This window comes from Oleiphilus sp. HI0080, assembly GCF_001635135.1.
Genome location: NZ_LWFU01000931.1, coordinates 1 through 26242, shown reverse-complemented (window position 1 = coordinate 26242; position 26242 = coordinate 1). Strand labels below are relative to the sequence as shown.

General features: G+C 46.9%; 18 protein-coding genes. 13 read left to right on the top strand and 5 right to left on the bottom strand.

What is annotated here, in order from left to right; all coding sequences use genetic code 11:
• From A3751_RS18245 to A3751_RS18235, 3 genes are all read left to right on the top strand, one after another.
• Window positions 1-679: undecaprenyl-diphosphate phosphatase (locus A3751_RS18245; RefSeq protein WP_082863366.1), on the top strand; the 679-nt coding region annotated here is incomplete at its 5' end.
• Between the two features lie 50 nt (window positions 680-729).
• Entirely contained in the window at window positions 730-1035 is a 306-nt protein-coding gene (locus tag A3751_RS18240; protein WP_068458471.1) for a hypothetical protein, read from the top strand.
• 84 nt (window positions 1036-1119) lie between these two features.
• Window positions 1120-1875, top strand: coding sequence for a class I SAM-dependent methyltransferase (locus tag A3751_RS18235; RefSeq protein ID WP_231876931.1), 756 nt, complete (start codon window positions 1120-1122; stop codon window positions 1873-1875).
• 18 nt (window positions 1876-1893) lie between these two features.
• On the opposite strand, the gene plsB is transcribed toward A3751_RS18235, so the two are convergent.
• Entirely contained in the window at window positions 1894-4371 is a 2478-nt protein-coding gene (plsB, locus tag A3751_RS18230; RefSeq protein ID WP_068458468.1) for a glycerol-3-phosphate 1-O-acyltransferase PlsB, read from the bottom strand.
• A gap of 257 nt (window positions 4372-4628) precedes the next feature.
• On the opposite strand from plsB, the gene A3751_RS18225 reads away from it, so the two are divergent.
• Genes A3751_RS18225 through murI form a run of 4 tightly spaced genes read left to right on the top strand, consistent with a single transcriptional unit; the run spans window position 4629 to window position 9093 of the window.
• Entirely contained in the window at window positions 4629-5561 is a 933-nt protein-coding gene (locus tag A3751_RS18225) for an ABC transporter ATP-binding protein (protein ID WP_068458466.1), read from the top strand.
• Window positions 5558-6292, top strand: coding sequence for an ABC transporter permease subunit (locus A3751_RS18220; RefSeq protein WP_068458464.1), 735 nt, complete (start codon window positions 5558-5560; stop codon window positions 6290-6292). The genes A3751_RS18225 and A3751_RS18220 overlap by 4 nt, the downstream gene beginning before the upstream one ends.
• An 8-nt stretch (window positions 6293-6300) precedes the next feature.
• Window positions 6301-8217 (top strand): Gldg family protein, encoded by a 1917-nt coding sequence (locus A3751_RS18215; RefSeq protein WP_068458462.1) that lies wholly within the window; start codon window positions 6301-6303, stop codon window positions 8215-8217.
• A gap of 36 nt (window positions 8218-8253) precedes the next feature.
• On the top strand, window positions 8254-9093 hold the full coding sequence (murI, locus tag A3751_RS18210; protein WP_068458460.1) for a glutamate racemase: 840 nt from the start codon (window positions 8254-8256) through the stop codon (window positions 9091-9093).
• Between the two features lie 150 nt (window positions 9094-9243).
• Here murI and A3751_RS18205 read toward each other — a convergent pair whose 3' ends face one another.
• Entirely contained in the window at window positions 9244-11403 is a 2160-nt protein-coding gene (locus A3751_RS18205; protein WP_068458458.1) for a bifunctional diguanylate cyclase/phosphodiesterase, read from the bottom strand.
• Between the two features lie 93 nt (window positions 11404-11496).
• Window positions 11497-13563 carry an HDOD domain-containing protein gene (locus A3751_RS18200; protein WP_068458456.1) on the bottom strand — a complete coding sequence of 689 codons (2067 nt, stop codon included), beginning with the start codon at window positions 13561-13563 and terminating at the stop codon, window positions 11497-11499.
• A 261-nt stretch (window positions 13564-13824) separates the two neighbouring features.
• On the opposite strand from A3751_RS18200, the gene A3751_RS18195 reads away from it, so the two are divergent.
• Both A3751_RS18195 and acs read left to right on the top strand, forming a co-directional pair.
• The gene (locus tag A3751_RS18195; protein WP_068458454.1) at window positions 13825-15459 is read left to right on the top strand and encodes a MinD/ParA family protein; all 1635 of its coding nucleotides are present in this window, start codon (window positions 13825-13827) and stop codon (window positions 15457-15459) included.
• A gap of 117 nt (window positions 15460-15576) precedes the next feature.
• On the top strand, window positions 15577-17529 hold the full coding sequence (acs, locus tag A3751_RS18190; protein ID WP_068458452.1) for an acetate--CoA ligase: 1953 nt from the start codon (window positions 15577-15579) through the stop codon (window positions 17527-17529).
• Between the two features lie 20 nt (window positions 17530-17549).
• On the opposite strand, the gene A3751_RS18185 is transcribed toward acs, so the two are convergent.
• Window positions 17550-20402, bottom strand: coding sequence for an insulinase family protein (locus A3751_RS18185; protein ID WP_068458450.1), 2853 nt, complete (start codon window positions 20400-20402; stop codon window positions 17550-17552).
• 292 nt (window positions 20403-20694) lie between these two features.
• On the opposite strand from A3751_RS18185, the gene A3751_RS18180 reads away from it, so the two are divergent.
• Together A3751_RS18180 and A3751_RS18175 are read left to right on the top strand one after the other, a co-directional pair.
• Window positions 20695-22683 (top strand): SDR family oxidoreductase, encoded by a 1989-nt coding sequence (locus A3751_RS18180; RefSeq protein WP_068458448.1) that lies wholly within the window; start codon window positions 20695-20697, stop codon window positions 22681-22683.
• 210 nt (window positions 22684-22893) lie between these two features.
• On the top strand, window positions 22894-23496 hold the full coding sequence (locus A3751_RS18175; protein WP_068458446.1) for a peroxiredoxin: 603 nt from the start codon (window positions 22894-22896) through the stop codon (window positions 23494-23496).
• Window positions 23497-23580: 84 nt separating this feature from the next.
• Here the strand turns inward: A3751_RS18175 and rnt are convergent, their stop codons facing one another.
• The gene (gene rnt / locus A3751_RS18170) at window positions 23581-24189 is read right to left on the bottom strand and encodes a ribonuclease T (RefSeq protein ID WP_231871764.1); all 609 of its coding nucleotides are present in this window, start codon (window positions 24187-24189) and stop codon (window positions 23581-23583) included.
• Window positions 24190-24394: 205 nt separating this feature from the next.
• Between rnt and A3751_RS18165 the strand changes: the two genes are divergently transcribed.
• Complete coding sequence (locus A3751_RS18165; protein WP_068522504.1) at window positions 24395-25294, top strand: OmpA family protein; 900 nt, start codon at window positions 24395-24397, stop codon at window positions 25292-25294.
• A 91-nt stretch (window positions 25295-25385) separates the two neighbouring features.
• A partial coding sequence (locus A3751_RS18160) for an argininosuccinate synthase (RefSeq protein ID WP_068458443.1) occupies window positions 25386-26242 on the top strand: 857 nt, incomplete at its 3' end.

Below are 26242 nucleotides of genomic sequence, written 5' to 3'. Positions count from 1 at the left end.
ACATGTCGGCACGTTATTGGCAATTGTTTTGTACTTTCGTGAGGATCTCATTTTACTTGCCAAAGCGTGGTTCATGTCTTTGCTTGGACCGTCTCGCGTTCAGGAACAATCGAAGCAGCATGCTCGTCTTGCATGGCTGATCGTACTTGCAACGATTCCTGCCGGACTTGCTGGCTTGATGTTCAATGATTTCATTTCAGAGCATCTTCGTTCAACGCTGGTCATTGCGACAACTACGATTGTTTTTGGCTTGCTGTTATGGTTTTCGGATAGTCACGGAGCGCGTAATCGTGTGCTTGATAATATAGATTTGAAAACCGCCGTTCTTATTGGTGTTTCTCAAGCATTTGCGTTGATTCCCGGAACATCACGCTCTGGAATTACAATGACAGCCGCGTTGTTGCTTGGCCTTACTCGCGATGCGGCTGCGCGATTTTCATTTCTTCTCTCGGTGCCTTTGATCGCTGCAGCGGGAGGTCTTAAGACCAAAGAATTACTTGAGACGGGGACAGATGCGCAGTTGCAGCTGATCGCTTTCGCTACGATGGTGGCTTTCATTAGTGCTTTTGTATGTATCCATTTTTTCCTGCGCTTTTTGGAGCGCATTGGTTTTATGCCATTTGTTGTGTATCGCTTAAGTCTCGGGGCAGTTTTGCTTTTATTGGCGGTTGCCGCATAGCTAGTCTATACATTACACTGCTTTCATATCAGAGATAAGGCATTTGCGCCATGCTAATCGGCAACCCGTTAAACAACTTGTCCGTCCTGCAGTCTCCGGCTTCGGACCAAAAGCAGTCGCAGAAACAGGCTCAGCAAGATCTAGAGCGTCCTTCGCAGGAGCAGCAGGCACGAGTGCCCGTTCAGGAGTTAATGCGTCTTGGAGAAGTGAAGCAGGTTGAGCGTCTTGAAGCCTTAAATCGTACAGAAAACCTTTCTCTCAAAAGTAAAGAAGCTATTCAGCAGTATCAGGAAACTGAAGAAGCTAGTCGTTCCTTTGACGGTGGCGAGCTGCTTGGAATAGATGTTTATGTTTAATCGCAAGTAATGCCGGTTTCGAATACAGCCAAGCCTGATAAACTGGCGCTTGTAGTAAGCCCTTCTTGTTCATCAGAAATGCGCATGAAAGCCGAATCGCTCGCGCGACACCATTCTATGTCAATCGCCCAGGATATTGATCCGTTTGTCGCCGATTACTTTCTCGTTTTCGGCGATAATGCGCTTACTTTACATCAAACAGGTAAGGCCGCGCCCGGGCCAATTAACGCCTCGTTTGTTGAAGGTAAAAACCTGCATCGCATGCGTCATGGTGGTGGCAAGGGGCAGTTGATTGCCAAAGCTGTGGGTTTGAATAAGGGAGTCTATCCTCATGTTTTGGATGTCACCGCGGGGTTAGGTCGTGACGCATTTGTTCTTGCTACGCTCGGCTGTAAGGTTGACTTGTTTGAGCGAGTGCCGGCCGTAGAGGCGCTTTTGGGTTTTGCGATAGAGCAGGCGAAAGCTGCGCATGATCTTTCAATTGCTCATACGGCGCATCGCATGAACTTGCGTTTTGGTGATGCGCTAGATTATCTCAGAGAGTCTTCTGAATTAGTCGCTGATGTTATCTATTTAGACCCCATGTACCCCGAGCAGGGCAAGTCGGCTGCTGTTAAAAAAGAGATGCGCGCGTTTCATGATATCGTCGGACAGAATGAGGATGATTATTTGCTACTCGAGGAAGCCTTAAAGAAGGCGCGCTACCGGGTAGTGGTGAAGCGCCCTCGTAAGGGGGAGGCGATACAGGGCCCCAAGCCCTCACTTATTCTTGAGGGTAAGAGCTCTCGATACGATATCTATACGATCCGGCGATTAGAGGATCTTTCCGCAAATAGCTGAGCTTCAGCCAAGTGCTTGTTAGTGGCCGGAAGTGACTTGCAAGATCGCCTGTCTGAGCTCAGCATTGAGAACCAGCATTGAGTCTTCCGCGGCTTTGAGAACAAGCTCGCTGTATTTCAGCTTCTCTTCGTCGTCTTCTTGAAGTATTTGCTTGTCTTTGAGTACGGCGATAAAGTTTCGGAACAAGGTTTTATCGAAAAACTCTGGCGCATTTAGCCCAAACAATATCGACATACGCTCTGCCATCAGAGTACTTAGTTGCTCAAGCTCTTGAGCCGTCATCGACCCGCTTTCTTTGCGCGTGAGAATCGCGATCACGATGTAATAGCGTTCAAGCGTTGGCATAATGAAGCTCGCCAGAGTTGAAAGCTTTATGTAGTCTGATGAGCCAATTATAGGGCGGCGCACATGGTTGTCTTCAATCTTGAGAAGTTGGCTTTCGGCCATAACATTGAGCCATTCTTCAAAAATCTCGTCGATTTCAGAGCTATTCCACTGTAGGAACAATTCGGCTCTAATGTAGGAATAAACCGAACGAAAAATACGATGGATCTCGACCTTGCTCATGCTTGGGTTGTTGCGAATAATGCAGGCAATTAACGCCGGCACAGCAAACAGATGGAGTGTGTTATTGCGGTTGTAGGTCAATAAAACGGCATTTCGATCGCTCAGGGTAATGATGTCGCCTAGCTCATTTTTCTGACGGCTCAATAAGCCCATTTCTTCGGTATATTGAATCCACTCCTCGCCATCACCTTCAGGAAAAGAGACATGATCTGAATAGGGGAGTTTGCGGAGCAAGCCGGCGAAAAACGTGTTCAGATGCGCCAGCTCATTGGCATCCATGGCTTGGCGATGAGTCGACAGAAGCACGGTCGCAGTTAAGCTGACGGGGTTAACTGCGGCGCTTGAATTAATGCGAACGGCGATTTCCTTGGCTAAGTTGCTCACAACGTCGCTGAACCACTCTGGTTTCTCTTCGTCTAGATTTTTGATGCTTTTGATATCTTCTTTCCAGGAGCTTTGGGCGTCGCTTAAGTATGTGTCCAGTATGATGGGCTCCCCGAAATTCAAACCGACTTTTCCGAATGATTTTCTTAGGTTTTTCAGTGACTTAAATAATCCAAAAACAGACTCTTTTTTCTTTTCATTGCCGCGAAGCTCGCCCATGTAGGTGCCGCCCTCAAGGACTTTTTCATAGCCGCAGTAAACCGGAATGAAAGCAATCGGCTTCTGTTGATCCTTCAAATAACTCGTTACGGTCATGGCAACCATGCCTGCTTTAGGAGGAAGTGTTCTGCCCGTTCGGCTTCGGCCGCCCTCGACAAAGTACTCGATCGAGTATCCTCGCTTAAACATGATATGAATGTATTCTGAGAATACCGCAGCGTAAAGACGGTTGCCCTTAAAGCTGCGACGCATAAAGAATGCGCCACCGCGGCGCAGTATGCTCCCTACAACGGGGAGGTTAAGGTTAATGCCGGCAGCAATATGTGGAACCATGATGCCTTCTGCGAACAAAAGGGAAGAGAGAAGGAGATAGTCGATATGGCTTCTATGACAGGGCACATACACCACGGCGTGGTCTTTCGTGATCTCTCGAACGACATCTATATTCTTCGCATCGATGCCCTTGTAGATCTTGTTCCAAAGCTGATTTAACAGACGTTCTAGAAAGTGGACGGTGGATATTTGTAAGTTTGCAGCGATCTCATCGCCATATTTGAGGGCTTGCTGGCGCAATTCCTGAGGTGATTTTCCGGACTCTTCTGCTTCCTTGGCAATAGCTTCCTTGATGCTTGGAGAAGAGACAATAGACTGCACAAGGGTTTGACGATGACTCAAGTTTGGACCGATAACGGTTTGTCTTACTCTTCTAAAGTGCACGCGTAAAATCCGTGCCGCCATTCGCTCAGTGCGTTTGGCATCTTGTTCACTGTCGTGGTAAAGCTCATTAAGTGAGATCGGTTTGCTGAATTGGACGTAGGTTCTGCGGCCGTGAAGCAGAATAATCAGCGCATGTCGTAATGGGCTTGCAACGGACCAGTTGTCAGTTAGTAATAGTTGTAACCAGGATTTTTCTTTCGTTGGTGCACGGCCCCAGAAAATGGAAACCGGTACGATCTGAACGTCATTGTCATTTACGTCTGAGACATGCGATACCAGCTGTTTGAGGCGTCCTGTCACTGTTGGGCGCTGCTTGCGTTTGAAAAAGCGACCTAAAGGCTCATATAAAAAGAAAAATGAACGCCGTAAAGAGCCTTTTCCGAGAGGAAGTTTGGTTTGCGAACTGGGAAGTGCGCTTTTTATCGTCGAATTTTCAAGAACGAGTCGTGCAGAGAACGAGCGATATTGCAGTACGTAAATGACCGGTTTTTCAGGGTCAAGATTCAGCTCATCATGGTCTGCGCCTTTTATTTCCGCGCGGACCCAGAGAAATAGGATTTTTCTGCAGAGAGTAAAAAGAAGCGTTGAAAGTTTGAAGAAACGGCTCATTTAGAGTTCTTTGTTTGTGATTGATGCCCTAGTTTAGTGCTTGGTTTTGGTCTTCGTAAAGCTAATTTGAGGATACGCCTGTAAGCTTGGTGTCTACTGCAACATGACCATGTGGCAAGGTTGGAGCTTCGCCCTTGAACTCGTTCATGCCCGCCCATATAGTCTTCGCGACTAGTAATAAGTCTTTGATTTGCGTCTGCTATTTGGCGGATGCGATCGTCCTTTCGAACATTCACAAGTAGAAACGAAGATAAAAAATGATCAGCGTAAAAAATCTCTCTAAATATTTTGGTGATTTCTGCGCAGTAGACGATGTTTCGTTTGCGGTTCAACCAGGTGAAATACTTGGATTTTTAGGACCTAACGGCGCTGGCAAATCTACCACCATGAAAATGCTAACCGGCTTTTTGAACCCCTCATCGGGCGCCATTGATATGATGGGCTTTGATGTTGCGAAAAACCCCGTTGAGGCGAAGCGTGAACTTGGCTACTTGCCAGAAGGTGCTCCGGCATATGCCGATATGACGGTAAAGGCTTCTATTGAGTTTGTCGGCAAAGTGCGTGGCTACTCTGGTGCAGAGCTGGATGAGCGAGTAGCACGCGTGGTCCGCCAAGTCGAGCTCGAAAAAGTATTGAGCAAGCGTGTTGAAACCCTTTCTAAAGGCTATCAGCGACGCCTTGGCTTGGCGCAGGCGATTCTCCATGACCCAAAAGTATTGATTCTCGATGAGCCTACTGACGGATTGGATCCAAATCAGAAACATCAGGTGCGAGAACTCATACGCAATCTTTCGAAAGACAAGATTGTCATCGTTTCGACGCATATTCTTGAAGAAGTGAGCGCTGTTTGTACGCGCGCGATGATTCTGGCAGAAGGTCGAATTTTGTTTGATGGAACGCCGGATGAATTGGCAGCGAAATCGGAATACCACAATAGCGTGCACATACACCTTGCGCGCGAAGATGACTCTCTTCACGACAAGCTCTCAAACATCGATGGCGTAAGCAAGGTAGAGCGCACCGAGCATGGTGGATTGCGTGTACTTTCTGAAAATCGCACACCGATTCTTGCTCAAGTGAATAATGTATTGCATGCATCTGGTTGCCAAATTGATGAGCTTCATGTCGAGCAGGGTAAGCTGGATGATGTTTTTCGAACGATTACTGGACGACAGGAGGTGGCTCGATGAGTGCGTTGAAAGTCATTTTGGGTCGAGAGCTGGCGAGTTATTTTGCCACGCCGGTCGCCTACATCTTTATCATTATTTTTCTAATGTTGTCGGGTGTGTTTACGTTTTATATCGGGCAATTCTTCGAGCGTGGTCAGGCGGACCTGAGCGCGTTTTTTAACTTTGTTCCTTGGTTGTATCTGGTTTTGATTCCGTCAGTTGCGATGCGCCTTTGGTCAGAAGAGCGTCGTAGTGGCACGATTGAATTGATCATGACGCTTCCAGTCGCGACGTGGCAACTTGTTCTCGGTAAGTTTTTGGCGGCCTGGTTGTTTGTCGGTTTGGCATTGGCCTTGACGTTTCCTTTGTGGATCACTGTGAATTACCTCGGCGCCCCTGATAATGGCGTGATTCTAGGTGCTTATTTAGGTGCATGGCTCATGGCTGGTGGTTTTCTGGCCGTAGGTTCGTGTCTTTCGGCATTGAGCAAAAATCAGATTATCGCGTTCATTCTCACCTTAGTAGTGTGCTTTGTGCTCGTCGTTAGCGGGTTTCCTATCGTACAAGATAGTTTTTCGGGCTGGGCTCCGCTTTGGCTTGTTGATGGTATTTCCAATTTGAGCTTCCTCACCCACTTTACGGCGATCTCGCGCGGAGTAATTGATCTTCGTGACCTTGTATATTTTGTTGCGATGATTGGCGCCTGGCTGTATGCAACAGCGTTGGTGATTGATCTTAAGAAGGCGGATTAGGAGTTACTATGACGAAGCAAATCTCGTTTAAGTTAATTGCCGTCTTTACGGCATTATTCGCGGTGATTGTACTATCATCGATTTTTATCACTGGGTCTCGATTAGATCTTTCTGAAAATGGACTTTATACCCTTTCAGACGGCACCGAGAGTATTCTGGGCAAGCTGGAAAGGCCGGTTACGATTGACTACTACTTTTCCGATAAGGCGACGTCGCAGCTTCCCGCACTTAGAACGTATGCCAAGCGGGTCGAAGAACTGCTGAATGAATATGAGGCAAAAAGTGATGGCAAGATCACTGTGACCAAGATCGATCCAGAGCCGTTTTCAGATGCGGAAGACGCTGCTGCGCTCTCAGGCCTGCAAAGTGTTCCGGGTGGTGCGCGCGGCGATGAAATTTATTTTGGTCTAGTTGCCAAAAATGAAGCGGGTAACGAGGAAGTGGTTCCATTTATCCAGCCAGATAAAGAGGCATTTTTAGAATACGATCTAACGCGTTTGATCTCGGCCTTATCGCGCGAGCGTTTGCCTAAAATTGGCATCTACTCGGGCGTTGATATGAAGGGTGGAATGGACTTCATGACGCGTCAGCAAAAGCCGGAGTGGGCTATCTTACAGTACATCGATGATAACTTTGATCTAGAGTGGATTGAGGACGATGCAATAAGCATTGATGGAATCGACGTTTTGTTGCTTGTCGCACCTCAGAGTATCTCAGAACAGCTTGAATTTGCGATTGATCAATATGTTCTTGGTGGCGGAAAAGCCATTGTGTTTGTTGATCCGTTCATCGAAACCATGGCAAGCATGGGCGGGATGCCAACAGTTCAGTCATCGAGCCTTGAGAATCTTTTTACGGCTTGGGGAGTTCAGTTTGACGAGAGCCAATTCGTCGCTGACTTTGACAATTCGATGGTCGTGTCGCTTGGCCAGGGCGGCCAACCGGTTCGTCATTTGGGGTTACTAAGTCTTCGTCCAGATGCGTTTGAGCAAGATGATGTTGTGCTTTTTGGTTTAGAGAGTATGAACTTTTCTTCTGCTGGCCATCTTAGCGCGATTGATGGCGCAAGCAGTCAATTTGAACCGATTATTCGAAGCTCTGAGCAAAGCGCGCTTAAGCCGGCCGATATGCTTGCTTCTCTGCATGATCCATCAACCTTGATGTCTGGATTTGTTCCGACTGAAGAGGCATATACTTTGGCGGCGCGCGTGTCCGGAGCAGCGAAGACGGCATTTCCTGACGGTGTCGAGCTTACTGAAGAAGTTTCAACAGATTCGGTAGCCAGCGAGTCACAAGACACAGAGCCGAAAGCCGAGGGTGAGGCTGAAAGTGATATTGTTACGCGCACCATTACTCCAGAACTTACCGAGTCGGAGCAAATTAATGTGATGCTTGTTGCTGACACTGATGTGCTCAGTGATCGTTTGTGGGTGCAGGTCCAGAGCTTTTTCGGTCAGCAGATTGTGAGTCCGTGGGCGGATAATGGAACCTTCCTGTTGAATTCGGTAGAGAACCTCTCAGGGCAGGCAGAGTTAATTTCTATTCGGAGTCAGGGACGTTACAGCCGCCCATTCGAGCGCGTTGACGCTTTACGTCGTGACGCGGAAGAGCGTTTTCTTGCTCAGCAAGAGCTTTTGGAAGAGCAGTTAATGGCGACCGAAGAGAAATTGCTCGAACTAGAGCAGGTGCGAGACGCAAGTGATGTCTCTATGCTTTCAGAAGAGCAAGAAGCAGAGCTGCTTAAGTTTCAGGAAGAGAAGCTGAAGATTCGTAAGCAGCTTCGCGATGTGCAGCATCAGCTTGATCGCGATATTGAAACGTTAGGGACGCGCTTAAAACTGATTAATATCTTATTAATTCCGTTTTTGATTTGTGTTCTTGCTGTGTTCATGGGTATGCGTCAACGTCGTTTGGCTAGCGTATAAGCGGCACGTGACGGCAATGCTTGGAGAGGTTTGTTGATGGACGATCAGGTAAGCGCATGTTGTGGTAATGTGCTCGTTCTTGATTCGGGCGTTGGCGGCCTCTCAATCTGCCGCTCTGTGCTGCAGCTGTGTCCGCAACTTCATATTCGCTATGTAGCGGATGATACTTTCTTTCCGTATGGCACAAAGGACGAGCAGTTTTTGATTGCTCGGCTAAGCGATCTGATTGCGCAATGCCATGCTCGCTTCCATTTTGATCTGGTGATTGTCGCCTGTAATACGGCGAGTACATTAGTGCTGCCAACGCTGCGTGATCGTTTTGAGATGCCGTTCGTTGGTGTGGTGCCCGCGATCAAGCCTGCGGTTCAACAATCCAAGTCGAAAGCGATTGGGCTGTTAGCAACCCCGGGTACGGTCTCTCGAGACTATACAGATGCGTTGGTGAGGGATTTTGCGGCAGGATGTTCTGTGCTTAAGGTTGGCTCAAACGCACTTGTGGAAGAGGCAGAGAAGCTGCTGAATGGCGAGGGTGTGGACATGAATGTTCTGCAAGGTGCTATCAATCCTTTTATGCAAAGTACTGAGAACGTCGATACGATCGTTCTTGGTTGTACGCACTTTCCGTTTTTAAAAGAAGCCTTAAAGTCCTTGATGCCAGGCGTCGCTTGGGTCGATTCCGGCGATGCGGTGGCGCGCCGCGTCAGAGATCTTTTTGATGGGGCAGCGGTAGTCAAAGGTAAACAAGGTGTTTATCAAGAAAGCGCAGTGAAAGAAAGGCATCAGGTTTTGTTTACTGGGGCTGTTCCCAATTCACTTCACTTTCAGGATGTATTGGAAACAATTGGGATGCGGAACGCTGAGCTCTCGAGACTTTGAGAGACTTCCTTAGCGGTATCTTTTAGTCGTGGTTGATGACGAGCTAAGCCTTAGTCGGTGATTTTTGAGCTTATTTTGATGTTGGACAGAAACAAAAAAGCCAGTCGGTCACCGAGCAGGCTTTTTTTGTGTCCTAATTTGGCGTGCGACCTATATTGCGATCATTCTTGGGTGGTCAATGATGCGATTTAGAATGGCATGGCCTGGTTCTGCGCGACCAAAATAAAACCCTTGGATTTCTTGGCAACCTAGCTCCCGTAAGTAGTTAAGTTGGATTTCTGTCTCAACCCCTTCGGCAACAATATTTAACTTCAAGCCGTGTGCCATGTTAACAATCGCGTTGACGATGCAGGCCTCGTCCATTGAGTCCTCGATGTCGCGGACAAAGCTCTGGTCGACTTTCAAAGTATGAATGGGAAGCTTACTCAGATAATTAAGTGATGAGTAGCCGGTGCCAAAATCGTCGATGGCGATGGTCACGCCATGCTCGGAAAGTCGGTTAAGCTTTTTCGTCATCTGCTCAAGATCGTTCATGATTGTGTTTTCGGTAATCTCAACCTCAAGATTGCTCGCTGGGAAGCTATTTTCTTCCAATGTACTTAGTAAGCGCTCAACAAATTTCGGGTGTTCAACCTGTAAAGGGGAAAAGTTAACCGAAAGGCGAATGTTTGGATGTCCATTGCTAATCCAGCTACCTACTTCTTTGCATGCTTGATCGAGAACCCATTCGCTGATGTCAGGCATCATGCGCGTCTCTTCAGCGAGGGGAAGAAATTCGCCTGGGTATACTAAACCACGAGTAGGGTGCTCCCATCGAACGAGTGCTTCAACGCCAATGATTTCGTTGTTCTGAGCGCTCATCTGAGGTTGGTAGAACACTTTGAATTCGTTGTTCTCAAGGGCACCGCGTATTTCGCGTTCAAGCTTGATGCGGTTTGAGTCGGCAACTTCCATAGAATGGCTAAAGAACTGATAGCCGTCTTTACCACGTGATTTGACGTGGTACATCGCGACATCTGCGTTTTGAATGAGCTGGTCTACGGTCTCTCCGGCTCCTGGGAACATCGCAATTCCAATGCTCACCCCGACAAACACCTCGTGCTCCCCAAGTAGGAAGGGCTCTTTTAAGGTATTAATGACCTTTTTCGCGATGATGCGTGCATCTTCTGCGCTATTTACGTTTGGTAAGAGCAGTGTAAATTCGTCTCCTCCGAAGCGCGATAAGGTGTCGCATTTTCGAATGACATTATCTAGGCGCAGGGCAACCGCTTGCAGAAGGCGGTCTCCCATCGCATGACCAAGGGAATCATTGACCACTTTAAATCGATCCAGATCCAGAAACATGACAGCGAGTTCTTTGCTATTACGTTTTGCCTGTGCCAAAGCGAGATTTAAACGATCCTTGAACAAGGAACGATTTGGGAGGCGTGTTAACAAGTCGTGATACGCTTGAAAATTGATAAATTCTTCCGCTTCTTTGCGTTCAGTAATATCGCGTGCAGTCCCGTAAGTTCCAACTACCTGAAGTGAATCGATACCGTTCTGTTTGATTTTTCGTTCGATTGGAAAGAAGGTGATCTCGAAATGTCGGGAAGAATGTTCGTTCTTTTTTACTTTGAGCCGCAACTCTGAACTCCAGGCGCCATCACGTTTTTTACCTTGTATATCAAAGATATACTTGGCGCGGTCAATATCATCATCTTCAATGATCGCTTGATAGCTTTGTCCGAGTAGTTCTTGCTTGCTGTATCCCAATAGGCTTTCGACTTTTCGATTGAGAAAGGTGAAACGACCTTGGCGGTCAAGCATAAATACGACATCTGGAGAGCTGTTCACTATGTAACGGTGCAGCTCTTCAGACTTTTGAAGCCGCGCTTGCATAGAGTGATGCGCTTTCTCAAGCATCACTTTTTGAAGGCAGTTTCGGGTGGTGTTGATCAACTCCTCAGAGTCGTAAGGCTTGCGAAGATAGTCATATGCGCCGCGACGAAGCGCTTTGCTGACAGCCGAAAAAGACGACTCTCCGCTAACAACAATAACGGCTGGGTCCATTTGATGCTCGGCAATGAAATCCATCACCTGATGGCCGTCGATATCGGGCATGTTCAAATCGAGAAGAACTAGATCAAAATCATTCGCCTTGAGTGCTTCGCACGCATTGATTCCTCCAAGCGCTGTTGATACACGAAAGCCCTCGGACGTAAGCAAGGTTTCAAGGCTGGTCAGTAATCGATGTTCATCGTCAACGACCAGTATTTTTGCTCGTTCAATATCCAGGTTCGCCACCTGTTTTGACTTTATGATCTTCATTCTAGTTGTCAACCGTTCGCACTATAGTAGTTTGTTGTGCACATCTATCCAGTTTTTAGCCTTTATGAGCGTTTTAATAGTTATGTTGCTGCCCTAGCTACCTGGCAGCAAGACTTGAAACTGGGTGCCCGTTTTACCGCTCCTGCATGTGATTGTTCCTCGTGCTTCCGTTACGAGATTTTTTGTAATACTTAAGCCAAGACCTGAGTGTCCAGTCCCTTTGGTAGTAGAGATAGGAGAGAACAAGTTTTGCTGTACTTGTAATGGAATGCCTGGGCCATTATCTTCGACTCGAACTTCGGTGAACTTTTTGCCGTTGACATTCACATTTCCACGCGTAGTTATGCTGATTTTACCACCCTCGGGCAGCGCCTCTACAGCATTCTTTATAAGGTTAGTTAATATTTGCCTGAAGCTGTTTCTACTAATCGGATGCACTTTAAGGCTAGTGTCCTGCTCGAATTCGTACCCAATTCGCTTGGCCAAGAAGAGTGAATTTTTGTACAGAGTTAGTAGATTTTTAATCTCAAGGTTAATTTCAGCATGATCTTCGTTACCGCGTTTGTCCTGCTCGATGTCGCGGAGTCGAAGAATGATGTCGCTAGCGCGCTCGAGCTCTTCTTTTAATACAGTGAGCTCTTCTTTTACGTCATGTTGGTCAGAGAGCTTCGATGACAGGCTCGCCAAATAATTATTGATGATGCTGAGGGGGTTGTTTGCCTCATGCGCAATCTCTCTGACTTTTGCGCTTAGGGCGCTTATTTCCGCGTTCGTTTGCAAGGGCACGCTTACAGCTTCAATGTAAAGGCATTGATCTGTCAGCTGTCGTATCAATAAGTCTAGAAAGCTAGGATGAATTTGTTCTTTTTTGGAATGAAGGCTGGCCACAACCACGCAGATAACTCGGCTTTGATCGCGTATCGGCATGCAGAGCATACCTTCTGCGGCTAAATGTCTTAGAATTTGTTGGTCGGCTACGAGTGCTTCTGAGCGGTGTTGGAACGAAGAAAGAACATTGCCTTCTATCGCTGCTTTAGCGACTAAGCTGCTTCCGCGATCAACAGGAAATTGCATCGGGACCTGCTTTTGATCCTCGTCCACAAGGATAAGCTCTTCATCCTCGAGCCAAAACACAGCGCTTGTGCGCATACCAAAGAGGAGTGAAAGCGTGTAAGAAACCTGCTTCGCAAACTCGGTTTTCGTATCGCTTTTGCCAATTATGTCGTGAGATATGCTTTCTAGGCTGTGATCTCTGACCGTCTTCGCCAGATTAATATTGGCTTCTCGGTCATCAAAGGATTGAGATTCCTTTGTAGATTTGAGATTGATACCCATGCTGCTGGCGACTTCTTTTACTTCTTCATCGATTTTTCGAACAATTTCGTTAACGAGCGAAGGGTTGAGTTCAAATAGCTTTGTTCCAATTTCTGCTTGGTGTTCATGGTTCCGCTCGTCTAGTCGACTAAGCTCGCTGGAGACAAACAGGATTTTTACCAGGTGGTGTGCGCCCACTACGTCAGCGAGATTTGCATGATGATATCGAACCGCGTCGACTGAGTAGGGGCTAAGGCCCCATTGCTCAATCAATAGTGCGCTTAGCTCAGCATGATCAATGCCTAGAGAACCGAGCTCATGTTTGAAACGTGTGTTTTCGTTGGGAAACTCGCTTACCAATTCAAAATAGTCTTCGCGCAGGTGGCTTGCTAGCACCAGCTCTCCCATGTTGTGCAGTAATCCACAAAGGTAGGCCTCGTCTGGGTGAGGATAGCTGGTCAATATGGCGAGGGATTTCGCAAGCAGGGCGCAGTTGAGAGATCTTCTCCAGAATTCTTTTAGAAAGGCTTGGTCTTTATTATTGATTCCCGAAAAAAACTGGTGAATGGTTGCCGTTATAACGATGGTTTTTATGGTTTCAGTGCCCAGCACTAGCAACGCTCGGTCGAGAGACCTGACGGGCGTGCCGCGATTAAAAAAACTCGAGTTAGCCATCGAAACAACGCGAGCCGATATCGATGCATCACGGCTCACAATATCGGCGATTTCCTGAAAGGTGACGCCGTTACATTGGCAGGCATTGATAATGTCTACCAGAACGTGAGGCAGTGTCGGCAGCTTATTGAGCTGTAGCTGCTTTAAAAGCTTTTGTGAATTGGGCGGCATGTTAGTAAAAAATAATCTTTTATGGCTATTCACTCAGCTTAGACAATATTCCTTAAAAATTAAAAGTTTGCCGATTCTTTTTTATGTAGAGCATTAACCGTCTGGACGCTTTGTGTTCGAATTGATGTTTTTTTAAGCGCTGTCAATCCTTTTTCTTACTTAGCAAACTCATTAGAATTAGTCGCTAATAAAGATAACTCTCGCCCATCGAAATTATATGTTTCCTCGCGGTGCGGCCTGAACAATTATAAAGCGAGCAAGATGAACGTCGTTAAATTAGAAAAAACGAAATCCTCTCCACGTATCCCGCGCGTTTTAGCTATCACCGGTGGCAAGGGCGGTGTTGGTAAAACTAGCGTATCCGTAAATCTCGCAATCGCTCTGGCAAGGACTGGTTCAAAGGTGTGTTTGTTTGACGCGGATACTGGTCTGGCCAACATCAATGTGATGCTGGGCTTGCATCCGGCTTACACATTAGAGCATCTATTCACCGGTGAAAAATCGATACACGATATTTTGCTTGAGGGCCCTGCGGGTATCGACATTATCCCCGGAGCATCTGGATTTGCCCAATGTGTAGAGTTGGGCGTGAAAGAACAGCGCCGCCTAGTTGAGTCCATCAGTGAGTTAGAGCCAAAGTACGATTACATGCTTGTGGATACTGCTGCGGGTATCTCCCCAACCGTCTTGCACTTTATCGCCGCATCACAAATAGCCGCCGTTGTCATTACTCCTGAACCGACATCGCTAACAGACGCATTCTCTTTATTGAAGGTGTTGAGACGCCGAGGTTATCGTCGCAAAGTCGAGGTTATTGTAAACATGGCCTCAAACGCGCGACAAGCGGACAAGGTCTACCGTCGGTTCGAAGCGGCGGTGAAAAAGTATCTGGGACTGCAAACTGAGCAATTGGGCGCCCTATGGATGGATGAGAGCATGAGAACAGCTGTTTCCTTGCAGCGACCCGTTACTTTGTTCTCAAAAGAAGATCCTTCCGCAAAAGGTTTTTATCGTTTAGCGGAAAAGTTAGACAACTTGTTTGCAGGCCCCAAGGTGCCAAAACTTGCTTTTAGTTCTTATTGGAAAAAGCTTGTAGAGCGTTCGCAGGAGCTAGCAAGCAAAAAGGCAGAGCAGGAAGCCGCAGAGCGTGCACGTTATTCTTATACCTCTCCTTATTCTAACAACGCGCAGCCGCCTGTTTCGAGTCCCGATGTATCTCGTCCAGACGGCTTTCAGGTCAGAGAAAATAAACCAGCAATGGTTGTTGATTTGAACTCGAAGTCTTATCAAGAGTCTCTGTCTCAAGTGCAAAAACAGATTCTTGCGCAAAATAGTGGTTCTGCTGATGATCAATCCAGAACTTCAGAGAGTGAGCCTGCTGCTGGAGCGCGTAAGCCGTCAGACGAATTGCTGTCAGATGCTTCCGAAAATGCTTGGGTTGATTTACGCATTCGTATGAATCGTTTTTTTACTGACCCGAACACGACGCCGGAACAAGTTACAACGCTGATATCGAGCTGTATTTATGCGTATGGTGATCGTCTAGGTGATTCTGCCATCGACCTGCTGCATGGTTTGCTGAGTACATTAACGCCCGCATCCTTGAATGCAGAACATCGTCTCTTGTTGAGTGCCGAATACGAGCGTCTGGGCTTGGCGGATAGTGGAATAAGAGGCGCGTCTGAACCCGCATCGGTCACATCAAATTCAGAAGGCATTGATAACGAGGTGATTGAGGTTCAAGAGGCGGCTGCTGACGCGGTTTATGATGAGAGAGGCTTCGGTTCGCAAGCGAGTTTGGCTGAGCAGATTAGAAGTTCATCGAATAGTGTTCCGCTCGAGACCTTACTCGAGTCGATAAAATACGCCTCCCTGGTTGACTCAAGTCAGGACTGAGCGTAGTTTTTTGGTGCTGACAATATTGGGTTTGGCGCCTCAGCTTAAAGCAGATAACTAAGCGGATTGCTTCGAGAAGGATTGCTGACCCTCCACAGAACAATAAGAGGAAAAGCAATGTCGGAGCATCACGTCTATCCAGTCCCCGCAGATTTAGAAGCGTCTTCAAGCATTAATGAGAAGACTTATTTTGACATGTATAACGCTTCTATGGACGATCCCGATGCGTTCTGGGCTGAGCAGGCCAAGCGCATTGATTGGTTCAAGCCATTTAGCAAAGTGAAAGACGTTTCCTTTGCCTCTAAAGATCTTCATATTCGTTGGTTCGAAGACGGCGTCTTGAACGCTTCTTACAATTGCCTTGATCGTCATCTTGAAGAGAGAGCAGATCAGACGGCTATTATCTACGAGGGTGATGACCCCTCTGTTTCTGAACATATCTCTTATAGAGCTTTGTATGAGCGCGTATGCCGTTTGGCGAATGGCTTGCGAGAACTGGGTGTTCAAAAAGGCGATATTGTCACAATTTATATGCCGATGGTGCCCGAAACAGGTATAGCGATGCTTGCCTGTGCCCGAGTTGGTGCGGTGCACTCGGTTGTCTTTGGTGGTTTTTCCCCGGAAGCGCTTGCTGCCCGTATTGAGGATGGTCAGTCGAAATGGGTGATTACGGCGGATGAGGGAATCCGCGGCGGTAAGGCGATTCCACTTAAGAAAAATGTAGATCAAGCTTTGTCGATTGGGCAGCTTGATGTAGTGCAAAAGGTGATCGTGCTTAATCGCACTGGCGGCAGTGTCGATATGCTGGAAGGTCGAGATGTTTGGATGCATGCGTTGTCTGAGCGTCAAAGCAGTGAGTGTGAGCCTGAGCCAATGGATGCTGAAGATCCTTTGTTTATGTTGTACACGTCTGGCTCGACTGGAAAGCCAAAAGGCGTTTTGCATACAACCGGTGGTTATCTAACCTATGCGTCATTCACGCATGAAAAGGTGTTTGACTATCGCTCTGGCGAAGTTTACTGGTGTACGGCTGATTTTGGCTGGATAACTGGGCATACCTACATTCTGTATGGACCACTTTGTAACGGTGCTACCAGCGTCTTGTTTGAAGGGGTTCCAAACTATCCGGATGCTTCGAGGTTTTGGCAAGTTGTTGAAAAGCATCAAGTAAATATTTTTTATACTGCGCCGACGGCTATTCGTGCATTGATGGCCGCAGGAGACGATAAGGTGTCGGCGCACAGTCGCGACAGCATCCGCTTACTAGGCTCTGTGGGTGAGCCAATCAACCCTGAAGCTTGGGAATGGTACTACGAAGTGGTTGGTGAGAAGCGTTGTCCCATTGTGGATACATGGTGGCAAACGGAAACAGGAGGAATCTTGATTTCTCCGATACCCGGTGCGACAGCGCTCAAGCCGGGCTCGGCTTCTCGCCCTTTGTTTGGCGTAAATGCCGCTATCGTGGACAACGAGGGCAACCTTCTTGAGGGTGAGTGTGAGGGCAACCTCGTGCTACTTGATAGTTGGCCGGGTCAGATGCGAACAGTGTATGGAGACCATGCGCGTTTTATACAAACTTACTTCTCAAACTATGAGGGTATGTATTTCACGGGTGATGGAGCTCGCCGCGATGCAGATGGCTACTATTGGATTACCGGGCGCGTAGACGATGTTTTGAACGTGTCAGGGCATCGTATGGGCACGGCAGAAATTGAGAGTGCTCTAGTCGCTCATCCTGCGGTTGCGGAAGCCGCGGTTGTTGGCTATCCGCACGATATTAAAGGGCAGGGCATATATGTTTACGTTTCTATGATGGCGAATGCGGATGTTAGTGACGTTGATGCGTTGATCAGTGATTTGAAAAACTGGGTACGAAAAGAGATTGGACCTGTTGCATCGCCAGACTTGATTCAGATAGCGAGCGGCTTACCGAAGACGAGGTCCGGTAAAATTATGCGGCGTATTCTTCGCAAGATTGCGGCAAACGAACATGACAGCTTGGGAGATACGTCGACTCTAGCCGATCCAAGTGTCGTCGATACGTTGATCGACGGACGCTTGAATCGTTGAGCGTGGGATGGTGAATCGTCTTAGAAGTTAGAAAGGGCGCTCATTGAGCGCTCTTTTTTCTTGAGCAAGGTATCAATAAGCGAAGGTTCGCTTTTTTTCGAAGGCTCTGCTTCCTCATACCCGCTCACAATGATGAGATTTGATCCTTTTTTGTTCACTCGGTTGGAGTAAAACTGTTTAAAGGTATCGATCTTTAGTGCCGATACGGCGTCAATCAATTTCTGTTTACTATCGAAGCTGTAGTTTTGCTTGTCAATTTCGCTCCAATAACGATTACTCCGCTGTCCGATGTTGGTCTCTTTTTCCTCAAGTCGTGAGATGACGGCTTTTTTGTAGCGCTCAAAATCGGTTTCGAGCAACGCATCAATGCGTGGTTTTTCCGCCTCTAGGAAGCGAACGGTTTCATCTACGATCTTACTTGCTGGCGTGCTAGGGGACTGCACGATAAACGCTATCCCCGGAATTTCAAGCATTGGAAATGGGGTTGCAAAGACGATGTAGCCTAGCTGCTTCTCGGTGCGCAGTTGACCATAGTAATCATTGCTAATCGCTTGAGACAATACGCCATACAGGGCGCGTTCTGAGTAGTCCTTGGATTCACCTTGCATGTAGAAAACCATGCTGGTGTCAGGGTGGTCGATGGTTAGAGATATTGCCCAGTCTGCCTCTCCCTCTAAGTTAACAACTTGCGCTCGCTCTACCTTCTGAATCTTAGCGCTGGAAAGCAGGTGCTCCTTCACCAGTGCTGCCATACTCTCGGTTTGCTCTTTGTCGACGTTGCCATTGCTGAGGATGGCGGTATCAATGATGGAGAAAAATAGCTCTTTGAAAGACCGGAGCGTATTGATATCAATATTGTCGAGAGCGGCAAGTTTTTCCTCAGAAGACCAAGAAGGAGTAAGTACGCTTTCTTGTAAGGACTTAATGGCCTGTTGGAACGGTTTTTGTTCCTTTTCATTTTCTAATGAACGCTCTAGGCGCTCTTTGATGTTGTCAAAGCGCTCTTCTCGGAGAGGGCTCGTCTTTAAATTCTGAAGAATGGTTGCGAGGAGAACGTGTTGCTTATCGTTATAGCCGGCAATTTTTACGGTTACGCCACGAACGTGTTTATAGAGGTCATAGCTTAGTCCTGCAAGATAAGCTGGGTAGGAATATTCTACGAGGTTGTCGATCATCATGGAGACGAGAAGTTGGGTCATGACCATGTGCTCAACACGGTCCATTGCATAAGGTGATCTGACGCTCAAGAAAAACGTTGACTTGGGCGTCCCAAACTCCGTGTCGGTTGCGTGCCAAAGCTCAATACCATCTGCTGCATCAAGCTGCCTAGGGATGCTGTCATTTGTTACAGAGACTAAATCGGTATTGTCAGGGATAAATGCGTTGGGTTCGGGTAAGGCTAACGCTTCTAGAGGGCTTGCTTTTCTCAATTGATTGGTAAGGCTGATGGAGAGCGGCGCTACGGAATAAGGGGCTTTAAACCATGTAGTTTCTTTGTCCGTTTTTAGTCCCTGGGCTTTAACGCTTACTAAAACATTATCTGGTTTGAGATAGCTTAAGTAGTCTTCGATCAGTTCGGGCTTGAAGTCATTTAATTGGTAGAAAGCCGAGAGTACTTCGTGTGGTTTGAAGTCGTGTAATGTGGCGGAAAGAGAGCGAACGTAGCTCAGAGCTGGCGATTTCTCTTTAAATTTGAACCCGATGTCAGATAACTTGGCTTGCTCATCAAAGTAAAGCTTGGTGATGCCTTTCTGGTTCAGCAGTTCGATATAGCTAAATACCATCCCCATTATCTCATCCTGTTTCTTCAGGCCGCTTTCGGTTAGAGACATAGTGATAATAAACATGGCGTGCGCGCCGGTATCAAATTGCGTACCAGCCGACAGAGTATCAACAAGTTGTTTGTCTTTTAGTGCAGACAGGAGGCTTCCTTTTCCTTCATGTCCAATCAGGTTGGCTATGTAGCCCATTGGCTGAGAGTGAATGTGGTTCTTTGTTGATGGGATGGGGAAGCTCAAAGAAAGCGAGCGTGAATCCATCACACTCTCTACTTGGAGTTTTGCTGGTAGAAAACCACCCGCGAAAAACGGCTCGGTAATCGTTTTAACAGGAAGGTTTTTGTTTGGTATATCGGAAAAACGCGTTTCGACCCATTTCGCTAGCGTGCTCAGATCTTCTTTTCCCAGTACCGTAAGTTTCATTCGGTTGGCAGAGTATTGTACATCATAGAAATCGAGCAACGCAGATCTAAGCGTTTTACCTTCTTTGTCCACCAGTGTTTCGAGGTTACCAACGGCAAAGCGCTTGTAGGGGTGATTTGGAGCAAGCGTCGTTTTCAAGCTCTCTAGGTAACGCCGCCCGTCATCTTGGATCTTAGAGCTGTATTCTGAGTGAACGGCATTTACCTCTCGTTGAACATACTCTTGATTGAACAGGGGAGCAGTGAATTGTTGCGAAAACCGGTCTAAAGCTTCTTCTAAATAGTCCGCATTGACATCAAAAAAATAGTTTGTGTTCTGAAGAGATGTGTAAGCGTTATGCCCGCCACCATGCTCGCTGATAAATTTCTGGTAGGCATCGGGCTCTGGGTATTTGGCTGTGCCAAGAAAAAGCATATGCTCTAAGAAGTGTGCAAGGCCCGGGTAGTCTTCGGGGTCATCAGAGCTTCCTACATGAATATCCAAAGATGCGGCAGCTTTGTCGGCATCCTCATCTGAGATAAGCATTACATCTAGATTGTTATCAAGAGTGAAGTACGCGTATTCACGATGGTCATTGGGGCTTTTAATAACGTCCGTTTTTAACTCGGATGAGAAGGCTAATTGTGAAAAGCAGACAGTGAGAACATAGATAACAGATAGCTTGAATCGCATTAGCACTGGATGGAGCTCCTTGTTGATGCGGTGGAGAAAGTCTCTAGCTTATCAAGTCGTCGTTGCAGGTAAAGTGATAACGTCTTCATTCCATGTAATTGTTCCAAGCTCTCATATTATTCACTTGATAAAAAATGGAGTTGTTGCTCTAGGATGTTGTGAACTATATTGAGTGTATCGTGGCTAGTTGCAATCAAGGGCGATCACCTCCCTTAAACATATAGCCCTTTAAATAAAACTAAGAATCGCTCGATCATAGAGCATACAGTCTGCAACATTTAAGGATTAGATCATGAGTTATTTCGTAACCGGTGGAACCGGCTTCATCGGACGTTTTTTAGTGGAAAAGCTTCTTGCGCGCGGTGAGAAGATTTACTTGCTAATGCAAGATACCAGCATGCATAAATATGATGCATTGTTAGAGCGTCTTGGTGCGACTTCGAAGCAAGTTATTGCAGTGAATGGCTCGCTCACTAAAAAGAATCTTGGTATTTCCAAAGCAGATATGGACAAGCTCAAAGGTGACGTTACGAATTTTTATCACCTCGCCGCTATCTATGATTTATATGCTCCTGCAGAGGTGCAAGAAGCCGTCAACATTGAAGGTACACGCAACGCTATTGCTGCCGCTAAAGCGATGAAAGCAGGGTGCTTCAACCACGTCAGTTCAATCGCCGCTGCAGGTTTGTATCGTGGTATTTTCCGTGAGGATATGTTTGAAGAGGCGCAAAAACTAAACAACCCATACCTAAAAACCAAGCACGAATCTGAGAAAATTGTTCGAGAGGAGTGCAAGGTGCCTTGGCGCGTATACCGCCCTGGTATGGTGGTTGGACACTCTAAAACAGGCGAGATCGATAAGGTTGATGGCCCGTATTACTTTTTCAAAATGCTGCAAAAAATTCGCAGTGCAATCCCTCAGTGGATGCCTACAGTAGGTATCGAGGGCGGGCGTATGAACATCGTTCCCGTAGACTACGTTGTTGATTCGTTAGAGTATATTTCTCACGTTGAAGGCGAAGATGGTGGTTGTTTTCATTTGACTGATCCAGAGCCTCATAAATTGGGCGAGGTTCTCAACATATTCGCGAAAGCGGGGCATGCGCCAACCATGGCGATGCGTATTGACGCACAAATGTTTGGCTTCATTCCATCGATGCTGCGTAACGGTGTTAAAAACCTGCCACCAGTCAAACGCTTGACCAAAGCATTTTTAAATGACTTTGGTGTTCCCGAATCTGCGGTTGAGTTTATCAATTACCCTACGAGGTTTGATTCGCGTGAAACAGAGCGTGTGCTCAAAGGTTCAGGGATAGAGTGTCCGAATCTTGAAACATACTCCGCGCCGATTTGGGATTTCTGGGAGCGCAATCTCGATCCAGATCTATATAAAGATCGCACCCTGCGAGGCACGGTGGAAGGAAAGGTCTGTGTAATTACAGGCGCCACCTCAGGAATTGGGTTGGCGACAGCCCGTAAGTTGGCTGAAGCTGGTGCGATTACATGTATTGCAGCGAGAACAAAAGAAACGCTTGATGAAGTGAAGCACGAGCTTGAGCAAGCTGGTGGCGATGTTCACGCATATCAATGTGACTTCGCAAACATGGAAGACTGTGACCGCTTTGTTGCAGAGGTGTTGAAAGATCATGACCACGTAGACTATTTGGTAAATAATGCTGGACGCTCAATTCGTCGTTCAATCAATCTTTCATTTGATCGCTTCCACGATTTTGAGCGTACGATGCAGCTCAACTATTTTGGTTCATTGCGTCTGATTATGGGCTTTGCTCCTAAAATGCTTGAAAATAAAAGAGGCCATATTGTTAATATTTCGTCGATCGGTACCTTGACGAATGCGCCGCGTTTCTCTGCTTACGTTGCGTCGAAATCTGCGCTAGATGCCTTTTCTCGTTGTGCTGCTGCGGAGTTCTCGGACAGCAATGTTACCTTTACAACGATTAATATGCCGTTGGTGCGTACGCCAATGATTGGGCCTACGAAAATTTATGACTCTGTGCCTACTTTGACGCCTGAAGAAGCGGCAGATATGATCGCAGAAGCTATTATTTATCGCCCTAAACGAATCGCGACGCGATTGGGCATCTCCGCTCAGGTTCTGCATGCTTTGGTGCCGAAGGCGGGCGAGATCATTATGAATACGGGTTACAAAATGTTCCCAGACTCAGCTGCGGCGCAGGGTAAGGATCAGACGTCGGATAAGCCTAAAGTCTCTACTGAGCAAATGGCGTTTGCGGCTATCATGCGTGGCATACATTGGTAGTGACTTGCCAATGTGTTTGTTGAAATCCCGGCCTTGTGCCGGGATTTTTTGTTATTGGCCTGGTTGAAAAACGCTCTGATTATTGGTCATTTTAAAATGTAATAGAACAGTAGTTGGAGTCAGCAGGCAGTAGCGTTAACATAAGCGCGGGTTTCACCTCGAGAGAGGAATGTTTTTATAATTTCAACCAAAATAATTTGGAGATAATAAATGAGCGTATTAGTCGGCAAGCAAGCACCTGACTTTACAGTACCAGCAGTACTAGGTGATGGTTCAATCGTGGACGAGCTTACTCTTTCAGAAGCAATCAAGGGTAAGTACGGTTTGGTTTTCTTCTACCCGTTGGACTTCACTTTTGTTTGTCCTTCTGAGTTGATCGCGCTTGATCACCGTATGGATGATTTTAAGGAGCGTGGAGTTGAAGTAATCGGCGTTTCTATCGACTCCCACTTTACACACAACGCATGGAGAAACACTCCTGTTGATAAAGGCGGTATTGGTGCTGTTCGTTACACCCTAGCTGCGGATATGAATCACGACATTTGTAAAGCATACGATGTGGAGTCTGAGGGTGGTGTAGCATTCCGTGGTGCATTTCTCATCGACAAAGAAGGCATGGTTCGTTCGCAAATCGTCAATGACCTTCCATTAGGTCGTAATATGGATGAATTAATTCGTTTGGTTGATGCACTTCAATTCCACGAAGAGCATGGCGAAGTATGCCCTGCAGGCTGGAACAAAGGCGACAAAGGGATGGATGCTTCTCCCGACGGTGTTGCTAAGTACCTTTCAGAGAATGCTGAAGGTTTATAAGTCTTAGCGTTAAGACAAAAAAGCCGAGCGTTTAGCTCGGCTTTTTTGTTACTGGCTGAATGATCTATTTTGCATTAGCTGCGCTTAGTATGTTATCGGCCAACCGCCTAGGGTTTTCCATTTATTGATGATCGTGCAGAAAAGTTCGGCTGTTTTTTCAGTATCGTATTTTGCGGAGTGGGCCTCATGACCGTCAAAATCGATTTTGGCTGCAGCGCATGCTTTTGCAAGTACAGTCTGGCCAAAGGCCAATGCCGAAAGTGTATTGGTATCAAAGCTAGAAAAGGGATGGAATGGATTGCGTTTTATTTCAGCTCGCTCTGCTGCTGCGAAGACAAAACCGTGGTCAAAAGAAGAGTTATGGCCAACCAAAATGGCTCTTGTGCATCCGGTGCTTTTAACGGCTCTTCTAATCGGCGTAAAAATTTTGTCCAATGCGACCTTTTCAGGTTGTGCATTTCTATAAGGGCAATGAGGGTCTATACCTGTAAATTCAAGCGCTGACTTTTCGAGGTTAGCTCCTCTGAACGGCTCAACGTTGCAGTGCACAGTCTCTTTCCTATAGAGATTACCATCACTGTCCATATCAAGAATGACGGCTGCAATTTCGAGCAAGGCATCTGTCTTGGAATTGAACCCTGCTGTCTCTACATCGATCACAACGGGAAGAAAACCGCGAAACCGTGATGCTATGGAATGAGAATTGCTATCTTCGTTATCATTACAATCGTGTTCTGGGGAATTTAGGTCTGACACGCTTTATCCTTACTACCGTCACTCGCATAGACGAGTATAACAGAGCTATATTGATATTTGATGCGTCCGAGGCAAAGAATTGCCTGTATCGGCGTAATGCTGCCATATGAAGAAGGGATGACCGTTGTTGAAGAATGCCGTTTTGACACTTATAGGTCTCGTGCTATCTAGTCAAAGCTTCGCTGAACAAGAGCAAGAGCTTCGATTTCTAGCGCCTATTGACCGCAGTGAGTGGTATATATCTACTTCAATTTTTGAGTGCAGTATTATTCACGAAATTCCTCGTTACGGGCAGGGGATTTTTTATCATGAGGCTGGCGAAGAGCTCTTTTTCTATTCGCAGACAACGTCCAATCCAATGAAGCCGGGTGAGGCGGCGCTCGTTATCGAGGCTTCATCTTGGCGTCCAGGGAATGTCGTGCGTGATCTTGGCTATGCCAAAGTGGTTGATAGCGATAAGCCGATCTCTGTAGAGAGCCGTCGAGCGCAAGATATGATGAAGGGTTTGCTTGAGGGTATGAGCCCTACATTTACTCGACAAGCTTGGTATAGCAATGCATCGGTTCGTTTGTCGTTAAATAGCATTGGTTTTGCTAGCGTTCATGGCGCGTACCTGGATTGTATCTCCTCGCTTCTTCCAGTGAACTTCAGGCAAGTCGAGAGGACACGTGTCCATTTTGAGGTCGACAAATCGATTTTGTTGTCGAGTGACAAAAAGAACCTCGACATGGTTGTTTTATACGTTAAAGCCGATAGCACAGTGACGGCAATATACGTGGATGGTCATACCGATTCTTCGGGCAGACGTATTTATAACCGCCGACTATCAAAAGAACGCGCAGAGACAGTGACTCGTTATTTAACGAGCAAGGGTGTTAACGCCGATATGATTCAAACGCGTTATCACGGAGAGCGTTACCCGGTTGCCGATAATACCACCGTGCCCAATAAAGCGAAGAACCGACGCAGTACTGTTCGACTTGTTCGCGGTGAAAGCCTTTCTATGCCGACAAAAGAAGCCCCCGAGGGCGAGCTGAATTAGACATCGTCCTTGGTTGTTTTTCGGACGCCTTTTTCAGTAGAATACGCACCCCCTATATTTAGCGAACTCTATTACGGCACTTGGAGCATTTATGTCGAAGATAAACAAGGTTGTTTTGGCCTATTCTGGTGGTCTGGACACTTCCGTTATCGTCAAATGGTTGAACGAAGAGTACGGCTGTGAAGTCGTAACTTATACTGCAGACCTTGGTCAGGGCGAAGAAGTTGAGCCAGCCCGGGCGAAAGCCGAAGCGCTAGGTGTAAAAGAAATTTACATCGAAGACGTACGTGAAGAGTTCGTGCGTGACTATGTCTACCCGATGTTCCGCGCCAATACGATCTATGAAGGTGAATACCTTTTGGGTACATCCATAGCGCGCCCACTCATTGCTAAGCGTTTGATTGAAATCGCCAATGAAACTGGCGCTGATGCTATTTCGCATGGCGCGACTGGTAAGGGAAATGACCAGATTCGTTTCGAACTTGGAGCCTATGCGCTCAAGCCTGGTGTTCAGGTGATTGCTCCTTGGCGTGAATGGGATCTGAATTCCCGTGAAAGCCTAATGGATTACTGTGCAAAGCATGGTATTGAAGTGGAGGCCAAGAAAGGCAAATCTCCATATTCGATGGATGCGAACTTACTGCATATTTCTTATGAAGGGGACATGCTAGAAGACCCTTGGCAAGAACCCGAAGAAGAAATGTGGCGCTGGTCTGTTTCTCCGGAGAATGCGCCGGATAAGCCAACCTACATTGAGCTTACCTACACGAAGGGCGATATTTCGCACATTGATGGCAAAGCAATGACCCCCGCGCAAGTTCTAGAATATTTAAACAAAGTTGCAGGTGCGAATGGTATTGGTCGAGCTGACTTGGTAGAGAATCGATACGTCGGTATGAAATCGCGTGGTTGTTACGAAACACCCGGTGGTACCGTCATGTTGAAGGC